This window comes from Salinicoccus sp. CNSTN-B1, assembly GCF_054792835.1.
On the sequence record NZ_JBTWMN010000004.1, the window covers coordinates 655705 to 681289 of the forward strand.

General features: G+C 45.8%; 22 protein-coding genes, 3 tRNA genes, 3 rRNA genes and 5 pseudogenes. 31 read left to right on the plus strand and 2 right to left on the minus strand.

The window, feature by feature from the left end; genetic code table 11:
• Positions 1 to 14 precede the first annotated feature (14 nt).
• Complete coding sequence (locus tag ACYF68_RS03830; RefSeq protein WP_344700777.1) at positions 15 to 164, plus strand: Lmo0850 family protein; 150 nt, start codon at positions 15 to 17, stop codon at positions 162 to 164.
• A 30-nt stretch (positions 165 to 194) separates the two neighbouring features.
• Here the strand turns inward: ACYF68_RS03830 and ACYF68_RS03835 are convergent.
• Positions 195 to 1324 (minus strand): annotated as a pseudogene (locus ACYF68_RS03835) (FtsW/RodA/SpoVE family cell cycle protein).
• 181 nt (positions 1325 to 1505) lie between these two features.
• Here ACYF68_RS03835 and ACYF68_RS03840 point away from each other — a divergent pair.
• From ACYF68_RS03840 to ACYF68_RS03925, 18 genes and pseudogenes are all read left to right on the plus strand, one after another.
• Positions 1506 to 2870, plus strand: coding sequence for a UDP-N-acetylmuramoyl-tripeptide--D-alanyl-D-alanine ligase (locus ACYF68_RS03840; RefSeq protein ID WP_461045442.1), 1365 nt, complete (start codon positions 1506 to 1508; stop codon positions 2868 to 2870).
• A gap of 10 nt (positions 2871 to 2880) precedes the next feature.
• Positions 2881 to 3564, plus strand: coding sequence for an alpha/beta hydrolase (locus tag ACYF68_RS03845; RefSeq protein WP_461047474.1), 684 nt, complete (start codon positions 2881 to 2883; stop codon positions 3562 to 3564).
• A gap of 75 nt (positions 3565 to 3639) precedes the next feature.
• Positions 3640 to 5131, plus strand: a pseudogene (locus tag ACYF68_RS03850) (DEAD/DEAH box helicase).
• A 366-nt stretch (positions 5132 to 5497) separates the two neighbouring features.
• A pseudogene (locus tag ACYF68_RS03855) lies at positions 5498 to 5707 on the plus strand (PH domain-containing protein); the annotation flags it as partial.
• Positions 5700 to 6101 (plus strand): PH domain-containing protein, encoded by a 402-nt coding sequence (locus ACYF68_RS03860; RefSeq protein ID WP_461045443.1) that lies wholly within the window; start codon positions 5700 to 5702, stop codon positions 6099 to 6101. The pseudogene ACYF68_RS03855 and the gene ACYF68_RS03860, both read left to right, overlap by 8 nt.
• Entirely contained in the window at positions 6098 to 6583 is a 486-nt protein-coding gene (locus tag ACYF68_RS03865; protein ID WP_461045444.1) for a hypothetical protein, read from the plus strand. The genes ACYF68_RS03860 and ACYF68_RS03865 overlap by 4 nt, the downstream gene beginning before the upstream one ends.
• Positions 6584 to 6603: 20 nt before the next feature.
• On the plus strand, positions 6604 to 6804 hold the full coding sequence (locus tag ACYF68_RS03870) for a hypothetical protein (protein ID WP_461045445.1): 201 nt from the start codon (positions 6604 to 6606) through the stop codon (positions 6802 to 6804).
• A complete protein-coding gene (locus tag ACYF68_RS03875) occupies positions 6804 to 7226 on the plus strand; it encodes a PH domain-containing protein (protein ID WP_461045446.1) in 423 nt (140 codons plus the stop codon). Before ACYF68_RS03870 ends, ACYF68_RS03875 begins: the two co-directional genes overlap by 1 nt.
• Complete coding sequence (locus ACYF68_RS03880; protein ID WP_461045447.1) at positions 7180 to 7653, plus strand: PH domain-containing protein; 474 nt, start codon at positions 7180 to 7182, stop codon at positions 7651 to 7653. Before ACYF68_RS03875 ends, ACYF68_RS03880 begins: the two co-directional genes overlap by 47 nt.
• Positions 7650 to 8012 carry a holo-ACP synthase gene (gene acpS / locus ACYF68_RS03885; protein ID WP_344700770.1) on the plus strand — a complete coding sequence of 121 codons (363 nt, stop codon included), beginning with the start codon at positions 7650 to 7652 and terminating at the stop codon, positions 8010 to 8012. Before ACYF68_RS03880 ends, acpS begins: the two co-directional genes overlap by 4 nt.
• A 3-nt stretch (positions 8013 to 8015) precedes the next feature.
• A complete protein-coding gene (gene alr, locus ACYF68_RS03890) occupies positions 8016 to 9164 on the plus strand; it encodes an alanine racemase (protein ID WP_461045448.1) in 1149 nt (382 codons plus the stop codon).
• A gap of 69 nt (positions 9165 to 9233) precedes the next feature.
• Positions 9234 to 9398: a hypothetical protein gene (locus tag ACYF68_RS03895; protein WP_344700768.1), complete on the plus strand. Its 165-nt coding sequence runs from the start codon at positions 9234 to 9236 to the stop codon at positions 9396 to 9398.
• Positions 9399 to 9764: a type II toxin-antitoxin system PemK/MazF family toxin gene (locus tag ACYF68_RS03900; protein WP_461045449.1), complete on the plus strand. Its 366-nt coding sequence runs from the start codon at positions 9399 to 9401 to the stop codon at positions 9762 to 9764. It begins immediately after the preceding gene.
• 54 nt (positions 9765 to 9818) lie between these two features.
• Positions 9819 to 10835 (plus strand): PP2C family protein-serine/threonine phosphatase, encoded by a 1017-nt coding sequence (locus ACYF68_RS03905; RefSeq protein ID WP_461045450.1) that lies wholly within the window; start codon positions 9819 to 9821, stop codon positions 10833 to 10835.
• 79 nt (positions 10836 to 10914) lie between these two features.
• Positions 10915 to 11241, plus strand: a complete 327-nt coding sequence (locus ACYF68_RS03910) for an anti-sigma factor antagonist (protein WP_380570436.1) — start codon at positions 10915 to 10917, stop codon at positions 11239 to 11241.
• A 1-nt stretch (position 11242) separates the two neighbouring features.
• The gene (rsbW, locus tag ACYF68_RS03915) at positions 11243 to 11719 is read left to right on the plus strand and encodes an anti-sigma B factor RsbW (protein WP_461045451.1); all 477 of its coding nucleotides are present in this window, start codon (positions 11243 to 11245) and stop codon (positions 11717 to 11719) included.
• A pseudogene (gene sigB, locus ACYF68_RS03920) lies at positions 11694 to 12469 on the plus strand (RNA polymerase sigma factor SigB). Before rsbW ends, sigB begins: the two are co-directional and overlap by 26 nt.
• Positions 12470 to 12552: 83 nt before the next feature.
• Positions 12553 to 14688 (plus strand): Tex family protein, encoded by a 2136-nt coding sequence (locus tag ACYF68_RS03925; protein WP_344700762.1) that lies wholly within the window; start codon positions 12553 to 12555, stop codon positions 14686 to 14688.
• A 44-nt stretch (positions 14689 to 14732) separates the two neighbouring features.
• On the opposite strand, the gene ACYF68_RS03930 is transcribed toward ACYF68_RS03925, so the two are convergent.
• Entirely contained in the window at positions 14733 to 16289 is a 1557-nt protein-coding gene (locus ACYF68_RS03930; RefSeq protein WP_461045452.1) for a catalase, read from the minus strand.
• A 299-nt stretch (positions 16290 to 16588) separates the two neighbouring features.
• Between ACYF68_RS03930 and ACYF68_RS03935 the strand changes: the two genes are divergently transcribed.
• The 12 genes and pseudogenes from ACYF68_RS03935 to tsaD all read left to right on the plus strand — a co-directional run bounded on the left by ACYF68_RS03935 (position 16589) and on the right by tsaD (position 25370).
• Positions 16589 to 16831, plus strand: coding sequence for a hypothetical protein (locus ACYF68_RS03935; protein ID WP_461045453.1), 243 nt, complete (start codon positions 16589 to 16591; stop codon positions 16829 to 16831).
• Between the two features lie 11 nt (positions 16832 to 16842).
• On the plus strand, positions 16843 to 17055 hold the full coding sequence (locus ACYF68_RS03940) for a hypothetical protein (RefSeq protein ID WP_461045454.1): 213 nt from the start codon (positions 16843 to 16845) through the stop codon (positions 17053 to 17055).
• A 319-nt stretch (positions 17056 to 17374) separates the two neighbouring features.
• Positions 17375 to 17446 (plus strand) — tRNA-Glu (locus ACYF68_RS03945).
• Positions 17447 to 17537: 91 nt separating this feature from the next.
• Positions 17538 to 17625: transfer RNA gene (locus tag ACYF68_RS03950), tRNA-Leu, on the plus strand.
• Positions 17626 to 17655: 30 nt separating this feature from the next.
• Positions 17656 to 17729: transfer RNA gene (locus ACYF68_RS03955), tRNA-Gly, on the plus strand.
• Between the two features lie 135 nt (positions 17730 to 17864).
• Positions 17865 to 19417, plus strand: a 16S ribosomal RNA gene (locus ACYF68_RS03960).
• A 227-nt stretch (positions 19418 to 19644) separates the two neighbouring features.
• A 23S ribosomal RNA gene (locus tag ACYF68_RS03965) occupies positions 19645 to 22519 on the plus strand.
• A gap of 88 nt (positions 22520 to 22607) precedes the next feature.
• Positions 22608 to 22722, plus strand: a 5S ribosomal RNA gene (rrf, locus tag ACYF68_RS03970).
• The 16S, 23S and 5S rRNA genes sit together here with 3 tRNA genes alongside, the layout of an rRNA operon.
• Before the next feature lie 102 nt (positions 22723 to 22824).
• Entirely contained in the window at positions 22825 to 23292 is a 468-nt protein-coding gene (gene tsaE, locus ACYF68_RS03975) for a tRNA (adenosine(37)-N6)-threonylcarbamoyltransferase complex ATPase subunit type 1 TsaE (RefSeq protein WP_461045455.1), read from the plus strand.
• Positions 23273 to 23926 (plus strand): tRNA (adenosine(37)-N6)-threonylcarbamoyltransferase complex dimerization subunit type 1 TsaB, encoded by a 654-nt coding sequence (tsaB, locus tag ACYF68_RS03980; protein ID WP_461045456.1) that lies wholly within the window; start codon positions 23273 to 23275, stop codon positions 23924 to 23926. The genes tsaE and tsaB overlap by 20 nt, the downstream gene beginning before the upstream one ends.
• Positions 23927 to 23931: 5 nt before the next feature.
• On the plus strand, positions 23932 to 24357 hold the full coding sequence (gene rimI, locus ACYF68_RS03985) for a ribosomal protein S18-alanine N-acetyltransferase (protein ID WP_461047476.1): 426 nt from the start codon (positions 23932 to 23934) through the stop codon (positions 24355 to 24357).
• Positions 24350 to 25370 (plus strand): annotated as a pseudogene (gene tsaD / locus ACYF68_RS03990) (tRNA (adenosine(37)-N6)-threonylcarbamoyltransferase complex transferase subunit TsaD). Before rimI ends, tsaD begins: the two are co-directional and overlap by 8 nt.
• Positions 25371 to 25585 lie beyond the last annotated feature (215 nt).

Here is a 25585-nt window from a genome sequence, read left to right on the forward strand (position 1 = left end):
CGGGGAGTGTCATTATGTACAAAAACGACCGTTCTAAAGTGAAGCAAGTTGTCACGATGTTGAGTGAACTTGGTGTTAAAGTAAAGGTTTCAAGATCTAGACTTGAAATCATGAACGGTATTGCACATAAGGAACAATTACGGTTGAAAGAACAGAACATCTAAAATAACCGCAGCTACTAAGCTGCGGTTATTTTATGCTTTCTTGTCATATTGATGGAAATAGATGCTCATTATGATTCCAATCGCCAACATGTTAGCCCAGAGCCCACTTCCTCCATAACTGATGAAAGGCAAAGGGAGTCCGGTAATCGGCAATAGTTGTACAGTCATGCCGATATTTTGGAAAACATGAAACATCAGCATGGAAAGGTAGCCGATGATGAAATAAGATGAGAAACTATCATCAACGACTGTTGCAATCCTGAAGAGGTGGAGCATAAGCATAAATATAAGTACGATGACGGCAGTGGCACCAATAAACCCGAATTCTTCACCGATGATCGTAAAGATGAAGTCCGTATGGTTTTCCGGAATGTAGATGATGCCATCACCAAAGCCTTTCCCATCAATGCCACCAGAACCGATCGCCTTTAATGAGTTGCTGAGCTGGAAGCCACCTTCGGCCATGTATTCCTCCGGCCGCAGCCAAGAGTATATTCGCTCGAACTGATAAGGGTGAATGCCTAGGTAACGCTCAAGTATGTCCGGCCTGTAGATGATGCCAAGAATCAAGGCACCCCCGATTGTAACTGCTGCAATCAAGGTCGGAACAATAAGCCACCAGCTGATGCCTGAGACGATAATCATTCCGAATAGTATCGCCAGCATGACCAAGGTGGTGCCCAAATCATTTTGGAATAGTATGAGCAGCATCGGCAGAATGGAAGTTGCGGCGATTTTTATAAGCAGTTTAATATCTGCACTCAGATCATTAGTTATCTTATATTTATTATGCTGGTTGATGACATAGGCCAGAGTCAATATGTAGATGATCTTGACGATCTCGGATGGCTGGATGCTGAAGAACCCGAATTGATACCAACTTTTGGCACCATTTATAATCGGTGTAATCGGGAAACAGGCGCGATGAAAAGAATGGCAAGCGATAGGACGCCGGCAGTGTATATGAGCCAGATATACTGCTTCAGCCATTTGACGGGGATAAAAGTCAGCACGAAGACCATCAGGAAACCAAGCAGATAAAATAAAGTCTGCCTAAGGGCGAAATCGGTATTGTATTGTCCGCTGGTCATTGCAGAACGGATCATGAAGACGCTGACGGTCCCAAGGACTACAATAAGCAGTAGCAACAGCCAGTCCATCCTGAAGAATATATTGGCATTTTGTCTTTTGTAATTATTGTTTTTTTCCAAAAAATTCACCTAACCCATTATGGAATCATGACATTTAGTATACACTATTTTATGATAAAATTAAGCGTATTAACCCAATATGAATTTGATGAACACAAAAATAAAACGATGATGGAGTTGTACAGTAGTTATGATTGAGACAACAATAGGGACAATCGCCAATTTCTGTGGTGGACAGATGAATGCTGCTGCAGAATCACAAAAGGATAGAATCATAAAAGGGGTATCTATAGATACAAGGACGCTGCAAAAAGGCAATCTGTTCATCCCCTTCAAAGGAGAGAATACGGATGGCCACCGTTTTATGGAGCAGGCTTTCGATAAAGGGGCGGCGATCAGCCTGACAGAACAAGCGTCATCACAGTCTGATTCATCCTTGCCGCTCATCCATGTTCCAGACGGTTTGCTTGCTCTGCAGACCATTGCACAAAAGTACCTTGAAGAAGTGTCTCCCAAAGTCATCGCGATTACGGGATCGAACGGAAAGACAACCACGAAGGATATGGTCGAATGTCTGCTTTCCCCACACTTCAAAGTGAAGAAGACGATCGGCAACTACAATAATGAGATTGGTCTACCATTGACGCTGCTTCAGCTTGATGCTGACACTGAAATCTCCATATTGGAGATGGGGATGGACAAAGCAGGCGACATCAATCTGCTCAGTACAATGACACAGCCCGATATCGCAATCTTGACCAATGTGGGGGAGTCCCACATCGAAAAATTAGGCTCGAGGAAAAATATCGCCCGTGCAAAGTATGAAATTGTGGATGGCTTGAAACCAAACGGCACCTTCATCTACTCGAGGGATTACCCTTTACTTGAGGCATTGGTGCAGCGTGACGCCCCCTATAATCTAAAGACAGCAGGGGAGCAGCCGAGCAATGATATTAGGATAATGGATGTTTCAGAAACCCGGGAGGGCACCCATTTTGAATTAGGCCCAGGGAATATGGATGTCCAGATACCACAGCTTGGTGTCCATAACGCCGCCAATGCTTCGATGGCCCTACTGGCAGCAGAAGCTGTGGGCCTTTCCATGAAGGACGTCAAGGACCAATTCCAGACACTGGTCGTAACGGATATGCGCATGGAACGCATGATTCATCAAAATGGGGCAGTCATCATAAATGATGCCTATAATGCAAGTCCATCCAGCACCAAAAGTGCGATTGATACTATAGGCCGCATGGATTCTGACAACCGCATCCTCGTCCTCGGGGATATTTTGGAACTTGGAGAGTATTCGGCGCCGCTTCATCTGTCGATAGCACAACATATCAACAACTCGGACCATCATTTTGATCACATCCTGACTTATGGGGAGGCAATGAAGGTCGTGCATGATAATGTTGATATCGATAGCCGGTCACACCATGATGATATAAAATCGTTGGCCACCGCACTTAAATCAGTGATGACGCCTGAAAGTGTCATTCTATTGAAGGCATCCAGAGGAATGGCGTTGGAAAGGGTGAACGACTATATCTAGATCCATCGGTCTGCTCTTTCTCCACGGCTACACTGGAGGACGGTATGAATTGGAGCCTCTGTTCGATTATTTGAAATCAAGGTATGAATTCGACTATGAATTTCCAGTCTATCCAGGGCATGGAACAGTGCTCAATCTCACTGAACCAGATGGCGGAACCTGGTATGCTGAAGCGCTGCATGCGTATAAAAACCTTAAAGAGCGTGTAGATTCAGTCTATATCATCGGTTTTTCGATGGGAGGCGTCTTCGCCAGCCATATCGCCCAGCATGAGTCTATAGATAAACTGGTGCTCATCGCTCCGGCTTTCGAGCATATCAGGCTCTCAAGGTTAGGGCGGTTGAACCTTACTCCAGCACATTTCAGTGAACATATGAAAATGCACCTCTACCAGAAGATCAGGAAGCGACTCAAAGATATTCCGTTTAAAGCGTATCAGGAGTTCAAGCGGATTGTTGAGGCGAAGTCCGGGAACTTGGAAGAGATCAAGGCGGATACATTGATCATCCATGGTACACTGGATCTTCTTGTGCCTTCGATATCAAGCATTGAAGTGAGCAGGCAGATACCGTCCGCCAGACTAGAGCTGATAGAGGGTGCGCCGCATCTTTTTGCATTTACAGAAGCGCATCAGCTTGAGTTAAATATATTCACCGAACGCTTCTTATTCCCGGAAGAGATAAGACTTGTATAATGACAATAAAAATGTTAATATTGAGTAGTTATGCGTAACGAAAATGAGAAACGATAAGTCAAAGGAGACTCTAATTTGAAGTTTTTTAAACAATTAGGTGTCAGTGATGAAACCTTGAAATCACTGGAAGACATAGGGTTCGAAACACCAACCCCAATTCAGGAGGAAAGTATTCCTCTCGCGCTCGAAAGAAGAGATATTCTCGGGCAGGCAAAAACAGGTACTGGGAAAACAGGTGCTTTCGGCATTCCGATCATTGAAAATACCGAGAAGCAGGGCGGCACTCAAGTGCTGATCCTCACACCAACGCGTGAACTGGCCGCCCAGGTGAGCGACCAGCTCAAGAAATTTGCCAAGTACAAAAAACTCAGTGTATCCACTATATTTGGCGGAATGAGCATTGAACGCCAGAATCAAGGATTTGAAGAGAAAACCAGAAATCATCGTGGGTACACCTGGCCGTATCATCGACCACATCAAGAGAAGGACATTGAAACTCGATAGCATCCATACACTTGTCCTCGATGAAGCGGATGAAATGATGAACATGGGCTTCATAGATGACGTCAAGTTCATCATGTCCGAGATGCCTGCGGATGACAGGCACACATTGCTGTTCTCGGCTACGATGCCACCAGCAATACAAGAGTTGGTCAAACGGTTCATGAAAGACGCAAAAATCGTCAAAACCATGAATCAGGGTGGTGCAAGCGACCCGCAGATTACCGAGCATTACACTATCGTAAAAGAGCTCGAAAAGCTTGAAGTCTTTACTGACTTCCTAGACGTCCATCAGCCAGAACTGGCAATCGTCTTCGGGCGTACAAAACGCCGCGTTGATGAGCTGACGAGTGCGTTGGTCGCTAAAGGCTACCGCGCTGAAGGACTGCATGGCGACATCACGCAATCGAAACGTCTTGAAGTCCTGAAGAAATTCAGGAACAATGCCTTGGATATATTGGTTGCCACAGATGTTGCAGCCAGAGGCCTCGATATTTCAGGCGTATCCCACGTCTACAACTTCGATATCCCTCAAGATTCCGAGAGCTATACGCACAGAATCGGCCGTACGGGACGTGCGGGTAAAGAAGGTGTGGCACTCACATTCGTCAATCCAGTAGAAATGGATTATTTGAGAATGATTGAAAATGCCAAAAAGAAAACGATCTCTGCGCTCAGACCGCCTCTTAAAAAAGAAGTGCTTAAAGCACGTGAAAAAGAGATCTATGAGAAGATGGATCAATGGAAGGCCAACAACAACAATGCACATACTCTTGAAGTGGCGGAACACCTGCTTGAGCAAGGTGAAGCGAAGGAAATCGTTGCAGCACTGCTCAATGAATTCCTGTTCAACGCATCAGATGACAATATCCAACTGTCATTCGAAAAACCACTTACACGAAAAGGTGGCAATCGACGCGGAGGCAAGCCTTCAGGTGGCAAGAAGCCATTCAAGAAAGGCCGTGGCTATGATAACCGCTCAGGCAACAAGCGTCAGGGCAACAGACCACCACAGAACAACAACAAGCGCCAAGGCGGCCGCACATTTAAAGATCACATCAAATAATTCCATACCCCTGTCCAATGGACAGGGGTGTTTTTTTTATATTCTACGTAGTATATTTAAAGGATAAGGCTAATCGTCATAATGTATAATCGATATATAAGTGGAGGCAAACATGAAAAAAGTGCATGATGAAGTAGTTCCATATATGCAAAAACGTTATTTGGCATCTTTCACCCTATGGTTGCTCATAGGGATTGTGGCCAGTGCCCTTACCTTTTATCTTGAATGGAGTCATTGGGTATACTTTGGAACGGGCGGGGTGCTTATCATGTTATTGATAATGGGCATCTTCATAAGACCGTTTGTCTATAGAAAAGTGACCCGTTATGAAATCGATGAAGGGCGCCTCGTAGTCAAAAGGGGTTTTTCCGCATCGCAACAAAAATGGTGCCGATCCAGAGAGTGCAGGGTGCCAAATTGGCAACGGGCCCGATTTCCAGAAGGCATGATTTCGCCATACTGGAAGTATCAACGGCCAGTTCGAACATGGTGATGCCCCCTCTGAAATTGCACGAGGCACGGGAGATGAAAGCAACCATCATACAACAGGTGAAGGAGGCACATACAGATGTATAGCCCGCAGAAACTCCACCCAGTCGCTTATCTTGGCAGTATCGTCAATGGCGTCAAAAATCTCTGGATTCCATTGATCATAATCCTTTTCAATTCACGTGACGTCATATTCTCAGGTGAAGTCTCGCTCAAATATATTGTCATTTTTATCGGTGTACTGGTTCTTGCCATCGTGCTGTTCGGAGGTATGGATTTCCTGAATAAATATCGGACACGGTTTTGGATAGAAGCGGGCAAATTCATCTACAAGGACGGGGTCATTACCAACCGGGAGAAAGAACTTGATATAGGGAGGATACAATCGATTGATTTCAGCGAACCCATATTCCATCGTATGTTCGGTGCTGTGAAATTGGAGATCATCACTCCGGGGACGCCATTCGTATTGATACAATGAAGAAAACCCAAGCCGAATCACTGCAGAGAATACTCTACGATGAGAAGTCACAGGCAGAAGGTGAGGCGATTATCGGTGCTTCGAGCGGCTGGCCTCGGCAAGAAGCGGAGGAGGAACCCCAGGAGTTCACGGCACTTTATCTTATGAGCAACCGCTCGCTCCTTCTGATGAGCATGACCAGCGGCGCTTTAGGTACTTTTCTTGCACTGGCATTCGGTTTCATCAACATCATCGGAGCGGACTTTTTGCTGGAGCGCTATTTCGACTATTTTGAAGGGGCATTCCAAAGCGTCTTGTGGGCTTATATGCTTGCAGTAGGTTCCTTCATTCTTGTGGGGTATGCAATAGGCATACTCATCCTTATGATCAAATATTATAAATACACGCTTAAGATGAAAGACGATGATCTTGTTGTCGAATATGGGTTGATTGAAAAGAAACATCAAAGCATCAACATCAACCGGGTCCAGACATCATTATAAGGGACTCGATCCTCCGTAGGATGATCGGCTATTATTCATTAGCCGCAACGATTACGAGTGACTCCCTGGAAGGGGATGATGTCGAAGGCAAGGTTGAAATCCTACCTTTCATAAAAAGGGATGACCTATATAGGATTACAAAAGAGATTTTCCCGAATTATCATATAGAAGTCCCTCCACGTATTGTGCCGGTCAGGGGTACAGAAGATACTTCCAAGTGATGGCTTTAGGCATCTTCACGGTCAGTGCCATCATCCAATATTTCTGGTTTGATTATATGTGGGCCATTGGCTTGGCATTACTCACAATTGTCGCCCTCTCTGGTTTTTACAGTGCCTATAACAGTGGCTATACAATCCGGGATGAAGAGATCAATCTGATGACCACATCGTTTTTCAAGCGTTCGCACTATATCATCAAGTCAGAGAAGTTGATAGAAGCGGAATGGGCGTATAACCCGTTTCTTAAGCGGTCTGAACTCGGAATTATAACGCTGGTCACGGCCGCGGGGATGATGGGATCCCGGGCGACCTTGAAGTTCATTGACCAAAAAGACGTGGATACTATCTGGCAGTGGGCTGAAAGGAGTGCTTCCAATGAAAAAGATATCACCGAAATCGATCACGGTGTGGCGGATTCGTGAAGGGATTGCCGCGTTGATTGCATTGCTGGTGGCAGTTGCCGCAACGATACTGCATTTCTATGTATGGAAATGGCTACCGTGGTGGGTGCCGCTCATACTTTTTGTGATTTTCATCTACATCAGCCTGATCGATGTATGGTTGATGCCGAAATTGAAATATAAATATTTCCGTTATGATGTTTCTCGCGACGAAATACGTATCCATAAAGGAATCATATTCAAAGAAGAACTTGCTGTACCGCTGTTCAGGGTTCAGAATATTGATACGACAGTTGGTCCGTTGATGAAACGGTACGCTCTCAAAGGGGTCACCCTGAGAACGTCTGCAGCACCTGTCCACATCCCTGAACTCGAGTCGGATGAAGCTGATCGTCTGCGCAATGATATCAGGACATTAATCAATGAAAAGACAGGGAGAACCATATGATCAGAGGCCTAGGCACCGATATAATTGAAATCGAACGGATCAAAGCCGCGGAAGATAAAGGTGGACGGTTGTCGAAGCGGATTTTATCTGAGGAGGAAATGGAAGTCTACAGGACATTAAGCAGCGAAAAAAGAAGGATGGAGTATCTGGCTGGGCGCTTTGCGGTCAAGGAAGCATATAGTAAGGCTCTAGGCAGTGGCATAGGGGAACGTATCACTTTTTCAGACATCACTTGTCTGAATGATGAGGCGGGAAAACCCTTCATAAGCGGGGAGGAGTGCGCACATGTATCAATTTCTCACTCCAATCATTATGCCACTGCCACAGTGATACTTGAAAATAAGGGACGAGGAGATTGAGATATGTCGGAAAAGTACTATAGGGATACAATTGTCGATGTCGATCTGGCAGCTATCGGACACAACTATAAAGCTGTCAGTGGAATGCACCCTGATAAGACTTTCATCGCAGTCATAAAGGCGAATGCATATGGGTTGGGCAGCACTGCTGTTGCAGAGTACTTATCCCATATTGGTGTGGGTTTCTTTGCAGTCGGTACGCTGGATGAAGCGGTCGAGTTGAGGATGCATGGCATCAGGGAGAAGATACTCATTCTTGGACCGATCAGGCCGGAAGATATGAACAAAGCCATAAAGCACCGTATAGCTGTCACCGCCCCGAGCTATGAATGGCTCAAAAGAGCGGAACAGGCTATCGAAGATGATGGAAAGGGTGTCTGGATCCATATCAAGGTGAACAGTGGCATGAATCGACTGGGTGTATCCAACATCGAAGAGGTCAATCAGATGATCGCGCTGATAGAGGACTCTCCTTACCTTACCTATGAAGGCCTGTTCAGTCACCTCAGTTCAGCGGAGGTTGATTCGGAGCGCCCCTTCAAAGAGTACGAAACATTCAAATCCATTATTTCGCAAGTTAAAAAACCTCAGTTTGTGCACGTCCAGAATTCAGCAGGTGCCTTTCATCTTGAGGCAGATGAATGCAATGCCATGCGCATCGGCATCTCCCTATATGGATATTATCCGTCTGATTTCATAGCGGGGATATCACCTGTCGAGCTGAAGCCGTCCGTCGGCCTTGTGACCCATGTAGTGGATACACATGTGCTGCAAGAAGGGGAGGGGGTCAGTTATGGATTGAAATATATAGCAGATGAGAAAGTGACCATAGCCACGCTGCCGATCGGTTATGCAGATGGGTTCCTCCGTTCACGCACAGGTTATGAAGTGGCCTTGGAGGACGGCACACCCTGCCCGGTAGTCGGGACCGTATGTATGGACTACATCATGATCCGTGTTCCTGACCATATCGAGTTGGGAGACAAAGTACATATCATCATTCCAAAACGGCATTCCGCACAGTCTATGGAATCCTACAGTGATTATGTGGATACGATACCTTACGAATCTATGTGCAAGCTCGGCCGCAGACTGCCGCGTATTTACCATGGCACAGACGGTAGTCGCATCAGCAATGAAGTTTTAAAATAAACTAGTAATGATTTTTTATACATGTTATCATTATTATGAATAGCGATGTAATAGAGGAGTGGTCTAGTAATGATGAACACGACATTGTGCAGCAGCACAGTACTCTCTCTTGAACATGGATATACAGAGATGAGTGAGATCAACCTTTCCATTGCGTCTGAAAGTCATGAGCTTGAATGTGAAGCACAAAAATGCAACGAAGATTTCCTCGTTTACAGTAAAGATGGTGAATAGATGAAGAGAGGCGAAGTATATCTTGCTGATCTTTCACCTGTGCAAGGTTCTGAACAGGGTGGTAAACGTCCAGTAGTGATCATCCAGAATAACGTCGGCAACTACCATAGCCCCACTGTGATAGTTGCCGCAATTACTGGTCGGATCGACAAAGCGAAGATACCTACACATGTGGAGATTTCAAAGGATACATATAATCTGGACAAGGATTCGGTCATATTGCTTGAACAAGTCCGTACAATCGATAAGAAACGGCTTAGGGAAAAACTTACATATTTGAATGAAGAAAAGATGAAAGAAGTGGACAAGGCGTTGATGATAAGCCTTGATCTCCTGCCAAAAAACCCAGGAAATCCAAGAAAATGAAAAGCTGATGGACTTTTGTGTACAAAAGTCTTTTTTTCAGTATGAGGTGAGATCATGACGTATATTGATAATATTGTAAATAAGTACAGGGAAATCATCCAGCTCTATCTTTATGGGGGAGACGCAGACAAAGCTATGGATCTGTGCCAATCATTCAGCGAAGAAGTCATTGAAATGGACACCTCTCCTGAGGAGATCGTTTCGCTCCATATGGAGCTCCTTGATGATATGGCAATAGAGGATGGTGCCCTCATAAAGCAATCTTTAGACATCCTGCAGGAAGTGATCATCTCATTCGGATTTACATACAGAGATTATAGGTCCATGATGAACAAGCTTAAAATCCATGATAAGGAAATGGACGTCGCAGCCAGTCTGCAGGAAACGATGCTGAAGACTGAAATCCCAACGTTTGACACGATGGAAATCGGCGCCATCAGCGTGCCCGCCAGGAAAGTCAGCGGAGACTATTTCAACATCATCGACCATAATGACGGCATGCTCAGTTTTGCAATTGCTGACGTCATAGGCAAGGGGATACCGGCCGCAATTGCGATGAGCATGATAAAGTTCGGTATGGACTCGTATGGTTATTCCCAATTGCCGAGCGACAGTCTGAGGAAGCTGAACAGGGTGGTCGAGAAGAACGTCAATCAAAATATGTTCGTCACCATGTTCTATGGTTTGTACGATCATAATACAGATCGGTTCTATTACTCTTCTGCAGGACATGAGCCTGCACTGCTCTATAGGCATGATACGGATGAATTTGAAGAAATTGATGCCAAGGGGATTGTCCTTGGAGTAAAGCGGCATGCACGCTATGAGCAGAGAGAAACACGGCTCGGGCCTAAGGACATGATCATCGTATTTACTGATGGTGTGACAGAGCTGAGGAAGCATGATGATACATTCATCGAGCTCGACTATGTAAAGGATATGATCAAGCAGGTGAAGGATCATCATCCACAGGATATTGTCCAATATATCTATGAATCACTAATGCGTGTCCAGAACCCGCATAAAAAAGATGATCTGACGTTGTTCATATTAAAAAATAATAAAAATTAAGCTTTATGTGTTTAGAAATTTCATATACGGGTAAAGCTTGAAGTGTTTATGTATTTAAGTTGAATGGGAGTGGAACTTAATGAATCTCAATATCGATACAACAGAGAGAGAACAAGAATATGTGATTGTGCTTAAAGGGGAGTTAGATGTCTATACTGCGCCTGAGTTGCAGAAAATCTTGGAACCCATCCGCCAGTCGGGCAGTCACGATATCAGAATAGATTTGACGGATGTCGAATATATGGATTCTACGGGTCTCGGCATTTTCGTCGGTACTTTAAAGGAATTGAATCAACACGATAGAGAACTTTATGTCACTGGAGTGACAAAGCGGATATTAAGGCTGTTTGAAATTACAGGTTTGAGAGACCTTATGCATATCAACGAAGCGTCGGGGGTTGAATAGTATGTCAGAGAATTACGATTATATAGAAATGAAATTTCCTTCGAGCGCCGAGTATGTAGGATTGATACGATTGACATTGTCCGGCGTTCTCTCAAGAGTAGGCGCCACTTATGATCAGATAGAAGACTCTAAAATTGCTGTGTCAGAAGCTGTCACCAATGCAGTAAAACACGCCTATGATGAAGAAAAGGGTGGAGAAGTACTGATTGGTTTTGCGATATACACTGAAAAAGTGGAGATTATCGTTGCAGATCACGGGCAGAGTTTCAATTATGAAGCAGTAAAAGAAGAACTGGGTCCTTATACTGAAGATGACAATGTCAACTACCTCAGAGAGGGAGGCTTGGGACTATTCCTGATTGAAACATTAATGGATGAAGTCTATATTAAAAAAGATCCTGGCGTCACAATCAGCATGACGAAGTTTATTAATGAAAGTCAGGTGCATTCGAATGGAGAAACAATCGTCAATCGATAGAAAATTAACACCGGAAGATATTAATGAACTGATTCGCAGCCATCAGGAGAATGGGGATGATGCGGCTCAAGCGAGATTGGCAGAGCACTACAGGAAACTCATCGAATCTCTCGCCTATCGCTATTCAAAGGGTCAAAGCCATCATGAAGATCTTGTGCAGGTCGGCATGGTTGGGCTTCTTGGCGCAATCAAAAGGTTTGATGTATCTTTTGATCGACGTTTCGAAGCATTCCTCGTCCCGACAGTCGTTGGTGAAATCAAAAGGTATCTGAGGGATAAGACATGGAGCGTACATGTCCCGAGGAGAATCAAGGAAATGAGCCCAAGATCAAAAATGCGAATGACGAACTCACCAATCGATTGGAACGATCTCCAAAGATAAGTGAAATTGCAGATCATCTGCAAGTTTCAGAAGAAGACGTGCTGGAAGCGATGGAAATGGGACAAAGCTACAATGCATTGAGTGTCGATCATTCCATTGAGGCAGATAAAGACGGATCGACAGTAACGTTGCTCGATGTCATGGGACAGTCTGATGACAACTATGATCTATCAGAAAAAAGACTGATTCTGGAAAAGGTGATTCCGATACTTTCAGACAGAGAACGGGAGATCATCCAGTTCACCTTCATGGAAGGTTTGAGTCAGAAAGAAACGGGAGAGCGCATCGGACTTAGTCAAATGCATGTATCACGACTTCAGCGCACCGCAATCAATAAGTTGCGCCAGGCAGTGAGCGAGAAAGAGTAGAATATCTACCCCGTCCTTAAGGATGGGGGTTTTCAGTGTTATAATATATAAGGATCAACCAGATTTAAAACAGGAGAGATAAGATGAACGAAACGCTGATTAAAGAACTTGAAAAAACAACAGGAAAACGAGCAAAGGATATAGGGAATGTGCTCGGGCTTCTACAAGAGGGGAATACCGTGCCGTTCATAGCACGCTACCGAAAAGAAATGACCGGTGGTATGGATGAACAAGAAATTAAAGCAATTTCAGACCGCTTTTCATATCTCGAAAATCTGGAGAAGCGTAAGCAGGAAGTGCTTAGACGCATTGATGAGCAGGGTCTCCTTACTGCGGAACTGGCACAGGACATAAAAAAGCAGACTGTATTGAACAGGGTAGAAGATCTCTACAGGCCATTTAAGCAGAAGAAAAAAACACGGGCAACCGAGGCAAAGCGTAAGGGACTGAAGAACCTGGCCGAATTCATCAAGGGACAGACTTCAGAAAATGTTGAAGCGGAAGCAACCCGCTACTTGAGTGAAGAAGTGACTTCTGAAGAAGATGCCATCAAAGGCGCCCTTGATATCATTGCTGAAGATATATCAGACAATCCCAAATATAGAGCGTATATATTGAAAGTGTTCAAGGAAAGCGCGGATTTGATGACCAAAAGGAAGAAGAATGCTGAAGATGAACAAAAAACCTTCGAAATGTACTATGCCTACAGTGAGCCAATCGGTAAAATCGTACCGCACAGGGTATTGGCGATCAACCGTGGTGAAGAATTGGGTGTGCTTACTGTAAAATTCGATTACGATATAGAACGTTTCAAGAGATATATCGGCAAACAGACCATAAAAGAAGGGTCAACCACCAGACGATATATACAGGAGGCTATTGAAGACGCCTTAAAACGTCTTATCATCCCTTCCATCGAACGGGAAACCAGACAAGAATTGACTGAAAAGAGTGAGCGGCATGCTGTGCATATATTTGAAGAGAATTTGAAGCGGCTTCTGCTCCAGCCACCCCTAAAAGGCCATGTCATTCTTGGTGTGGATCCGGCCTTCAGGACAGGGTGTAAACTTGCGGTAATCGATGCCGCCGGTCAATTCCTTGATAAGGATGTAATTTATCCGCATCCGCCACAGTCTAAGCAAGATGCAGCCAAAAATAAGCTGCTTAAGATGATAGATGAGCATGAAGTTACGCTTCTGGCAATCGGTAACGGTACAGCCTCGCGCGAAACCGAACTGTTCATCAGTGAGCTGGTGCAATCTGAGGATTTAGATGTCAAATTCATCATCGTCAACGAAGCGGGGGCCAGCGTCTATTCAGCTTCTGAAGTGGCGCGTGAAGAATTCCCGCATTTCAATGTCGAAGAACGGAGTGCTGTATCCATAGCCAGAAGGGTCCAGGATCCGCTCAGTGAACTGGTCAAGATTGACCCTAAGGCAATTGGAGTCGGGCAATATCAGCATGACGTCAACCAGAAGTTTTTGAATGAATCGCTTAATTTTGTCGTTGAAACTTCAGTGAACCAAGTGGGAGTCGATGTAAACACGGCTTCGCATGTTTTGCTTCAACATGTAGCGGGATTGTCTCCAGCCATCAGTATGAATATCGTAAAATACCGCGAAGAAAATGAAGGCTTCAAGTCGCGCAATGAAATCAAAAAGGTGCCCCGCCTTGGAGCAAAGACTTTCGAGCAATGTGTCGGCTTTCTGCGTGTGGCAGAAGGAAAAGAACCGCTCGACCAGACGCCTATCCACCCCGAACGCTATAAAGAAACTTATAGACTGATTTCCCTCATCGGCATGACCGAGTCTGACATCGGTACAAAAGAACTGGCGGAAGCGCTGGATCAGGTGAACTTGGAAGAGGTGGCCGAAGACCTTGGAATCGGTCTTCCGACACTGCTTGATATCGTAGATAGCCTGAAAGCGCCAACGCGTGATATCAGGGATGAGTACGAAGTGCCTCTATTGAAATCTGATGTGCTGAAGATGGAAGACTTGAAAAAAGGTATGAAACTATCTGGAACAGTCCGCAATGTCACCGATTTTGGCGCGTTTGTCGATATTGGTGTAAAACAGGACGGACTCGTTCACATTTCAAAACTGACGAAAAAATTCATCAAACATCCAATGGAGGCAGTCAGTGTCGGAGACATAGTAGATGTCACAGTAATCGATATAGATGAAGGAAAAGGCAGAATCTCATTGAGCATGAAATAAAAATATCCCAATCGAAATGACTCGATCGGGATATTTCTCATTTATTATTCATTACTATCCATGTCTACATCTTCAATGTTGATGCCCATTGCTTTTGCGACACCTTCACCATAAGCTGGATCGGCTTTATAGCAGTTTCTGATATGGCGGTGTTTCACTTTGTCGGAAACGCCACTCATCTCATTTGCTGTGTTAGTGAATATGCGTTGCTTCATTTCATCAGATTGGAGGTTGAAGAGTTTGCCTGGCTGCTCATAATAGTGGTCGTCATCTTCACGGAAATCATGCTCGTAGACCAAACCATCCATTTCGAGAGGTGGCTGTTTAACGCTCGGATCGTCTTCATATTGACCATAACTGTTAGGATAGTAGTTTGTGTGTGAACCTAAGTTGCCATCAACCCTCATTGCACCATCACGGCTGAATGGGCAGACACCTGTTGCACCTTTAGGGGAGTTTACAGGAATCTGGTGGTGGTTTACACCAAGACGGTAACGCTGAGTATCTCCATAGGAGAAGAGGCGTCCTTGAAGCATTTTATCTGGTGAGAAGCCGATGCCCGGAACGATATTGGTCGGGGCGAATGCTGCTTGCTCAACTTCTGCAAAATAGTTTTCAGGGTTGCGATTGAGTTCGAATTCACCAACCGGGATAAGTGGATACTCATCTTTATACCATACTTTAGTCAAATCGAATGGGTTATGGTAGTGGTTTTTGGCCTGTTCTTCCGTCATAACCTGGATGTACATCTTCCATTTAGGGAAGTTGCCATCTTCAATTGCGTTGAAGAGATCCCTTTGGGAAGACTCTCGGTCTTTCGCAATTACTTCTTCAGCTTCTTCGGCTGTCAGGTTTTCGATACCCTGTTCTGTACGGAAGTGGAATTTCACCCAGACGCGTTCGTTGTCTGCATTCACCATACTGTAAGTGTGGGAACCGAATCCATGCATGTTTCTGAATCCTTTAGGAATGCCACGATCAGTCATCAATATTGTGACTTGATGCAGTGCTTCAGGAAGCAATGTCCAAAAGTCCCAGTTGCTCTCAGCATTATGCATGTTTGTTTTAGGATCCCGTTTAACGACGTGGTTCAAGCTTGCGAAAAGCTTAGGATCGCGGAAGAAGAATACTGGTGTATTGTTTCCGACCAGGTCCCAGTTACCTTCTTCAGTATAGAACTTAAGCGCAAAACCACGGATGTCACGTTCAGCATCTGCAGCACCACGTTCTCCGGCTACCGTAGAGAAGCGTGCGAACATTTCTGTCTGTTTGCCGACCTCGCTGAATATTTTAGCTTTCGTATATTGTGTAATGTCATGTGTTACAGTGAAAGTACCAAATGCTCCGGAACCTTTTGCGTGCATCCGTCTTTCAGGAATTACTTCACGGTCGAAGTGCGCCATCTGTTCAAGGAAGTAAGGATCTTGCATGACTACTGGGCCACGTGGTCCTGCAGTCATTGTATTTTCCCTGTCTCCTACCGGAGCTCCGAAGAGAGTAGTCAGACGATCTCCGGATGCACCTTTGCCTTGTTTCCTGGGTTGAGTGCCACCACCGCTGCGGGTAGTACCAGGTTTGTTGCCGTTATTTTCAAAGTCCATAGATGTAGTCCCTCCAAGAAAATATTATAACCTTGTTTAGAATGATTATAAATAAATAATAACATAGTGAAGAAAAAAAACAATCTTTATGCACGAAAATTACTACTAAAGGTGTATCTTCGAAATTGATAATCAATTGTCTACTGAAGCTCGAAAGTCATATGTAATTGAACACTGGGCCAGAGCTAATGGCTCTAGGTCAATTTAAGAATATAATTTATTTCAATTTTCTTAATTATTATGGTAAGTTTATAAATGACAGGTCCAGCGCACGGACTTCTTATGAGGAGAGAGGCATTATGAAGAATTTAATAATGATATTCAGCTTTGCTCTTTTAATTCTAGCAGGGTGTAGTAATGGGGACTCAGAGTTGGCAGGTAAGAAACTGGGGATGACCAATTATGATCCGACCATCACTGAAGAAAAGAAAAAAGATAAGGAAGTCATATTTGATTCGCACATGCCAGTGTTCGACTTTAAAACAGACGATGACATAGTACTTGAGCATCTGGAAATGAATATGAAGGACATTATACGTTAGAAGATGAACGATTGGACATTGAAGTAAAAGATGGGGGAACAAGCTTAGCCATGACCTTTGTCCAGTTTGAAAAGAATGATGATGATTATTATAGTTACAGTGGTGAAAGTGATAAAATTAAATTAGAGGAGGGAGGGGAAGTATCCCACTTAAAGAATGTTTATAAAAGTTATATGGGGATTAATGAACCCTACATATTCGTTGAAGAATCTGAAACGGATTGATACTAGGAGTAAATGAGTGGAATGCATCAGAAGGTATGTATAATGTAACATAGGCAACTATTCTAACACCTAGCTTACGACTAAAGTAAGTCCTCGGATGTTAGAAAGGCCTTAACGATACGAGGTATCTAAGCAATGGTAAGGAAGTCCGATTCCAATTCGGACACTTATATAGTAGAAACACGGTTGTTATGAAGAAAAGACGACCATTGGTTTAGCGTTGTTCGAGGCTTTTTAAAAGAAATGTAATAAAATTAATAAAAAGCATTGACTTCCAAAACAAAACCCGTTATTATAAATATCGTTGCAATATTCCTTTGGCCCGTTGGTCAAGCGGTTAAGACACCGCCCTTTCACGGCGGTAACACGGGTTCGAGTCCCGTACGGGTCATTCTCTTAAAAAAGTTTTAAAAGGTTGTTGACTTTTTAAAACGGTTGATATATAATAGAGTATGTCGCTAAAAACAAAAGATATTATAAATGCGGTTGTGGCGGAATCGGCAGACGCGCTAGGTTGAGGGCCTAGTGGGAGTTAATCCCGTGGAGGTTCAAGTCCTCTCAGCCGCACCATTTATTCTTTGGAATAAGCAACTTTATAATGCGGGTGTAGTTAAATGGTATAACCCCAGCCTTCCAAGCTGATGTCGTCGGTTCGATTCCGATCACCCGCTCCATTAATTTTTAAGAGTCAACGAGAGAACATTGAAAACTGAATGACAATATGTCAACGTTAATTCCAATAAAACCGGATGGTCATGAACCATTCAACTTGGGCGACAAGTAAAACCGCAACGAGTCAGAGCACTCCAATTATGGAGAGTTTGATCCTGGCTCAGGATGAACGCTGGCGGCGTGCCTAATACATGCAAGTCGAACGCGCAGCCCCGGAGCTTGCTCCGGGTTCTGCGAGTGGCGGACGGGTGAGTAACACGTAGGCAACCTACCCATCAGACTGGGATAACCGCGGGAAACCGTGGCTAATACCGGATGATCCTGATCCCCGCAGGGGGATGAGTTGAAAGGCGGTCTTTGACTGCCACTGATGGATGGGCCTGCGGCGCATTAGCTAGTTGGTGGGGTAAGGGCCCACCAAGGCGACGATGCGTAGCCGACCTGAGAGGGTGATCGGCCACACTGGGACTGAGACACGGCCCAGACTCCTACGGGAGGCAGCAGTAGGGAATCTTCCGCAATGGACGCAAGTCTGACGGAGCAACGCCGCGTGAGTGAAGAAGGGTTTCGGCTCGTAAAACTCTGTTGTCAGGGAAGAACGCCGGTGGGAGTAACTGTCCATCGGGTGACGGTACCTGACCAGAAAGCCACGGCTAACTACGTGCCAGCAGCCGCGGTAATACGTAGGTGGCAAGCGTTATCCGGAATTATTGGGCGTAAAGCGCGCGTAGGCGGTTCGTTAAGTCTGATGTGAAAGCCCCCGGCTCAACCGGGGAGGGTCATTGGAAACTGGCGAACTTGAGTGCAGAAGAGGAGAGTGGAATTCCATGTGTAGCGGTGAAATGCGCAGAGATATGGAGGAACACCAGTGGCGAAGGCGGCTCTCTGGTCTGCAACTGACGCTGATGTGCGAAAGCGTGGGGATCAAACAGGATTAGATACCCTGGTAGTCCACGCCGTAAACGATGAGTGCTAAGTGTTAGGGGGTTTCCGCCCCTTAGTGCTGCAGCAAACGCATTAAGCACTCCGCCTGGGGAGTACGGCCGCAAGGCTGAAACTCAAAGGAATTGACGGGGACCCGCACAAGCGGTGGAGCATGTGGTTTAATTCGAAGCAACGCGAAGAACCTTACCAAATCTTGACATCCTCTGACCGCCATGGAGACATGGCTTCCCTTCGGGGCAGAGTGACAGGTGGTGCATGGTTGTCGTCAGCTCGTGTCGTGAGATGTTGGGTTAAGTCCCGCAACGAGCGCAACCCTTATCATTAGTTGCCAGCATTCAGTTGGGCACTCTAGTGAGACTGCCGGTGACAAACCGGAGGAAGGTGGGGATGACGTCAAATCATCATGCCCCTTATGATTTGGGCTACACACGTGCTACAATGGACAGGTTACAAAGGGCAGCTACGCCGCGAGGCCAAGCGAATCCCATAAAACTGTTCTCAGTTCGGATTGGAGTCTGCAACTCGACTCCATGAAGCTGGAATCGCTAGTAATCGTGGATCAGAATGCCACGGTGAATACGTTCCCGGGTCTTGTACACACCGCCCGTCACACCACGGAAGTCGGTAACACCTGAAGCCGGTGGGCCAACCTTTATGGAGGCAGCCGTCGAAGGTGGGACCGATGACTGGGGTGAAGTCGTAACAAGGTAGCCGTATCGGAAGGTGCGGCTGGATCACCTCCTTTCTAAGGAATATTACGGAACGTCCCTTATGGGACGGCGGAATTGGCGTTTGACATATTGTATTCAGTTTTGAATGGTCTTCATTGACGATTCAACCCCTTGCACATTGAAAACCGTATAGAAGCAATGCGAAAAATGATTTTAACCGAAATCAAGCGTAGAAACCGAGAACTGAAGAGTTCATAAAAAACACGCGTTGTGTCGAGAGACACACTCACAAATTCATTGCGATTAAGTAATGAAGGGCGCACGGTGGATGCCTTGGCACCAAGAGCCGATGAAGGACGGAACCAACACCGATATGCTTTGGGGAGCTGTAAGTAAGCGTTGAACCAAAGATTTCCGAATGGGGGAACCCCGCACGTTAGTGCGACTCTCAGGTGAATACATAGCCTGAGAGAGGTAGACCCGGGGAACTGAAACATCTTAGTACCCGGAGGAAGAGAAAGAAAAATCGATTCCCTGAGTAGCGGCGAGCGAAACGGGAAGAGCCCAAACCAGTCTTTGACTGGGGTTGTAGGACACCGAAAAAGCAGAGAGAAGCGAGCAGAAGCGACTGGAAAGTCGCACCATAGGGGGTAACAGTCCCGTATGCGAAGTTTTGATCTGTGGCGGTGTATCCTGAGTACGGCGGAACACGAGGAATTCCGTCGGAAACCGGGAGGACCATCTCCCAAGGCTAAATACTTCTTGGTGACCGATAGTGAACCAGTACCGTGAGGGAAAGGTGAAAAGCACCCGGAAGGGGAGTGAAATAGAACCTGAAACCGTGTGCTTACAAGTAGTCAGAGCCCGTTAATGGGTGATGGCGTGCCTTTTGTAGAATGAACCGGCGAGTTGTGATTGCATGCGAGGTTAAGCAGCGAATGTGGAGCCGTAGCGAAAGCGAGTCTGAATAGGGCGTCTAGTATGGGGTTGCAGACCCGAAACCAGGTGATCTACCCATGTCCAGGCTGAAGTCCAGGTAACACTGGATGGAGGGCCGAACCGACTTACGTTGAAAAGTGACCGGATGAGGTGTGGGTAGCGGAGAAATTCCAATCGAACCTGGAGATAGCTGGTTCTCTCCGAAATATATTTAGGTATAGCCTCGTGTTAGCATCGTGGAGGTAGAGCACTGTTTGGACGAGGGGCCCATCCCGGGTTACCGAATTCAGACAAACTCCGAATGCCACCTATGTGATGCACGGGAGTCAGACAGCGGGTGATAAGGTCCGTTGTCGAGAGGGAAACAGCCCAGACCACCAGTTAAGGTCCCAAAATATATGTTGAGTGGAAAAGGATGTGGCGTTGCACAGACAACTAGCATGTTGGCTTAGAAGCAGCCATCATTTAAAGAGTGCGTAATAGCTCACTAGTCAAGTGACGCTGCGCCGAAAATGTACCGGGGCTAAACATATTACCGAAACTGTGGATCAATTATATTGATGGTAGGAGAGCGTTCCGATTGCAGCGAAGCATGATCGTGAGGACATGTGGAGCGATCGGAAGTGAGAATGCCGGTGTGAGTAGCGAAAGACGGGTGAGAATCCCGTCCACCGAACGACTAAGGTTTCCAGAGGAAGGCTCGTCCGCTCTGGGTTAGTCGGGACCTAAGCCGAGGCGAAACTGCGTAGGCGATGGATAACAGGTAGAAATTCCTGTACCGGTGATGTGTGTTTGAGCGATGTGGTGACGCAGGAGGAGAAGCAGAGCGTGCGGAAGGAAGAGCACGTCCAAGCATCGAGTCGTCAGGGTAGGCAAATCCGCCTGTGTAACGACGAGATGTGATGGGGAGCCGAAAATAGTAGGCGAAGCTGTGGGTTCACACTGCCAAGAAAACCCGCTAGTGAATACATTACCGCCCGTACCGCAAACCGACACAGGTAGTTGGGAAGAGAATTCTAAGGTGAGCGAGCGAACTCTCGTTAAGGAACTCGGCAAAATGACCCCGTAACTTCGGGAGAAGGGGTGCTCATGAAAATGAGCCGCAGTGAATAGGCCCAAGCGACTGTTTATCAAAAACACAGGTCTCTGCCAAACCGAAAGGTGACGTATAGGGGCTGACGCCTGCCCGGTGCTGGAAGGTTAAGAGGAGCGCTCAGCGTAAGCGAAGGTGCGAATCGAAGCCCCAGTAAACGGCGGCCGTAACTATAACGGTCCTAAGGTAGCGAAATTCCTTGTCAGGTAAGTTCTGACCCGCACGAAAGGCGTAACGATTTGGGCACTGTCTCAACGAGAGGCTCGGTGAAATCATAGTACCTGTGAAGATGCAGGTTACCCGCGACAGGACGGAAAGACCCCGTGGAGCTTTACTGTAGCCTGATATTGAACCTCGACCTCACTTGTACAGGATAGGTGGGAGCCGTTGATGCGTGGACGCCAGTCTACGTGGAGGCACTGGTGGGATACCACCCTGGTGATGTTGAGATTCTAACCCGCACCCGTAATCCGGGTGGGAGACAGTGTCAGGTGGACAGTTTGACTGGGGCGGTCGCCTCCTAAAGAGTAACGGAGGCGCTCAAAGGTTCCCTCAGAATGGTTGGAAATCATTCATAGAGTGTAAAGGTATAAGGGAGCTTGACTGCGAGACAGACACGTCGAGCAGGGTCGAAAGACGGACTTAGTGATCCGGTGGTTCCGCATGGAAGGGCCATCGCTCAACGGATAAAAGCTACCCCGGGGATAACAGGCTTATCTCCCCCAAGAGTTCACATCGACGGGGAGGTTTGGCACCTCGATGTCGGCTCATCGCATCCTGGGGCTGTAGTCGGTCCCAAGGGTTGGGCTGTTCGCCCATTAAAGCGGTACGCGAGCTGGGTTCAGAACGTCGTGAGACAGTTCGGTCCCTATCCGTCGTGGGCGTAGGAAATTTGAGAGGCGCTGTCCTTAGTACGAGAGGACCGGGATGGACATACCACTGGTGTACCAGTTGTCGTGCCAACGGCATCGCTGGGTAGCTATGTATGGTCGGGATAAGTGCTGAAAGCATCTAAGCATGAAGCCCCCCTCAAGATGAGATTTCCCCATTAGATCCCTCAGAGATGATGAGGTAGATAGGTTCGGCGTGTAAGTGTGGCGACACATTGAGCGGACGAATACTAATCGATCGATGACTTATTCAAATGAAGAAAACCGTGTATGGTCTTCTACGCAACGCATTGCTTCTATCCGGTTTTGAATGTCCAAGGGGCATTCAAGCATTCCATATTGTCCGGTGGCAATCGCGGAGAGGTTCCACCTGTTCCCATGCCGAACACAGCAGTTAAGCTCTCCAGCGCCGATGGTAGTTGGACTGACGTCCCGTGAGAGTAGGACGCCGCCGGGCAGTATGTACATAATTCAATTATGGATGCGATGAGCCGCATTGAGACCTTTATAGGTCTCTTTTTTGTATAATGGGGATATAATCAAGGAAGGTGGTTGTACGATGGAATTCAGCATTGAAGTCACTGGCTTAATGGAAACTGAGAAACTGGCTAAAACTTTAACGAATTATATAATGGAAGGGACTGTCATCCTCCTCTCCGGTGACCTAGGTGCTGGAAAGACCACTTTCACCCAGTTCATGGGGATGTATTTAGGTGTGAAGCGTAGAATGAGCTCTCCAACTTTCAATATCATAAAAAGTTATCAGGGAAAATTCACAGTCCACCATATGGATTGTTATCGCCTCGAAGATAGTGATGAAGATATGGGCTTTGATGAATACTTCAATGGCGAAGATGTAGCAATCATCGAATGGCCTGAATTCATACAAGACTTCCTGCCATCTGAGCATCTGGATATTAATATAGAATACGTGAGTGAAGATGTGCGCCGTTATCATTTTAAAGCATTTGGAGAGCATTATATTAAACTATTGGAGGACCTTGAAGATGATTACGCTAATGATTGATACCTCAAACAGACCTTTATCTGTGGCCATTAATGAAGATGGCCGTATGGTCGCTGAAATAAATACAACGGTAAGAAAAACACATTCAGCAACAATTATGGTACATATCAATCATCTGCTTGAATCTTCAGGCTATAAGCGCAGTGATATCAACCGTATTGTAGTGGCGCGAGGTCCAGGCTCCTATACTGGAGTAAGAATTGGCGTGACCATTGCGAAAACATTGGCCCAGGCTCTCGGAGTAGAGTTATATTCCGTCTCTTCGCTCGCTGTCATAGCTGCTTCTAGTGGCGCTAAGGGCAATGTTCTACCGATGTTCGATGGAAGACGAGGAAACGTCTACAGCGGACTGTACCATGTATCTGATCACTTTGAAGAGATGGAAGCAGCAGGGTATAAATCTTTGGAAACTGTTTATGAAGAAATGGAAAAACATGAAAAAGTTTGCTTATTGGCTGATGGAAGTGAAGCCTTCACTGAAAACTTGCCTAAGTATACACATGCTGTACCGCGCATCACCACAGTCGAACAGTATCCTGAAATTCTCAGAAGAGAAAACATTCATGAGATGGTTCCCGAATACCTCAAAATATCGGAGGCTGAGAAAAATTGGATGAATCAACAGCAATCATAAGACAGATGACGCTAGAAGACGTAGAAGATGTGTACAGCATAGAATGTGCCTCATTTCCCAACACATCCTGGAGCATCGAGGCTTTCAGGCGTGAATTGACGGCAAATGAATTCGCTACATATTTCGTCATCGAACATTATGGGGAAATAGTAGGTTATTGCGGGACTTGGATCATCATTGATCAGAGTCAGATCACTACAATTGCCATCGATAGAGGAATGCGGGGCCATGGTTACGGTAAAGCCCTTTTGCAATATGCTAAAGCGTATGCAAAAAAATCCGCCGAAATCCTGTCGCTCGAAGTGAGCGTGGATAATGAACGGGCAATGACCTTATATGAGAATGAAGGTTTCAAATATGGAGGCATCCGGAAGGACTATTATGGTCCAGGCAAGGATGCCCACGTGATGTGGGTGAATTTGAATGAATGAAGATATAGTCATCTTAAGTATCGAAACAAGCTGTGATGAAACAGCGTGCAGTGTGATAAGAAACGGCAATGAAGTGCTATCCAATATAGTAGTCAGTCAAATCGACAGCCATAAAAGGTTTGGGGGTGTGGTGCCGAGGTGGCTTCCAGACACCATGTGGAAACCATTACGGTAGTAATTGAAGAAGCACTTGAAGCAGCACGGATGACACCTGCGGATCTATCTGCCGTTGCAGTTACGGAAGGGCCAGGGTTGATAGGGGCACTGCTGATAGGTATCAACGCAGCTAAAGCATTTAGTTTTGCCCATGATCTACCGCTTATTCCTGTCCATCATATTGCAGGACATGTGTATGCCAACCAGTTGGATGAAGAACTGCATTTTCCTTTGGTGGCGCTCATCGTTTCAGGAGGGCATACAGAACTGATCTACATGAAAGATCATCTGTCCTTTGAGGTCATCGGTGAAACGCGTGATGATGCAGTGGGGAAGCCTACGATAAAGTTGCGCGGGTCATAGGCTTGCCCTATCCCGGCGGACCACATGTCGACCGGCTCAGTAAAGAAGGACATGATATCTATGAATTTCCACGGGCTTATCTTGAACCAGGGAGTTATGATTTTAGTTTCAGCGGCGTGAAATCGTCCGTCATCAACACACTTCATAACCAGAGGCAGAAGGGCCAGGAAGTGAATGCAGCGGATGTAGCAAAAAGTTTTCAGGAAAGTGTTGTAGAAGTGCTGACTGTTAAAACTTTGAGGGCAGTAAAGGATTATGGAGTAGAAAATCTGATAGTAGCTGGTGGCGTCGCAGCCAATAGTGGTCTGCGCGCGCGTTTTGAAGAGAAATGCCAAGATGAAGGTATAAAATTAAGTGTGCCACAGTTAAAGTACTGTACAGATAATGCAGCGATGATTGGCGCTGTAGCCTATCACCTCTATAAAAAGGGTGCTTTCGGAACATTAGAGCTAAATGGGCGCAATACGATCGATATAGAAGAATATACAATGTAGAAATGCCTATATGGATGGACATCCATATAGGCATTTTTTCTGTAGTATAGTTTGTCAATACGGAACGTTTGTTTTATCCACGGCTGTGGATAACTTGTTGATGAAAATGGTTTATCTGCTAATATCAAGCACGTAATTGTGGGTATATCTGTGGTTAAGTAGTCCTTAATAGTTATCAACACTGTGGATAACTATGTGGAGTAACTGGTATAACA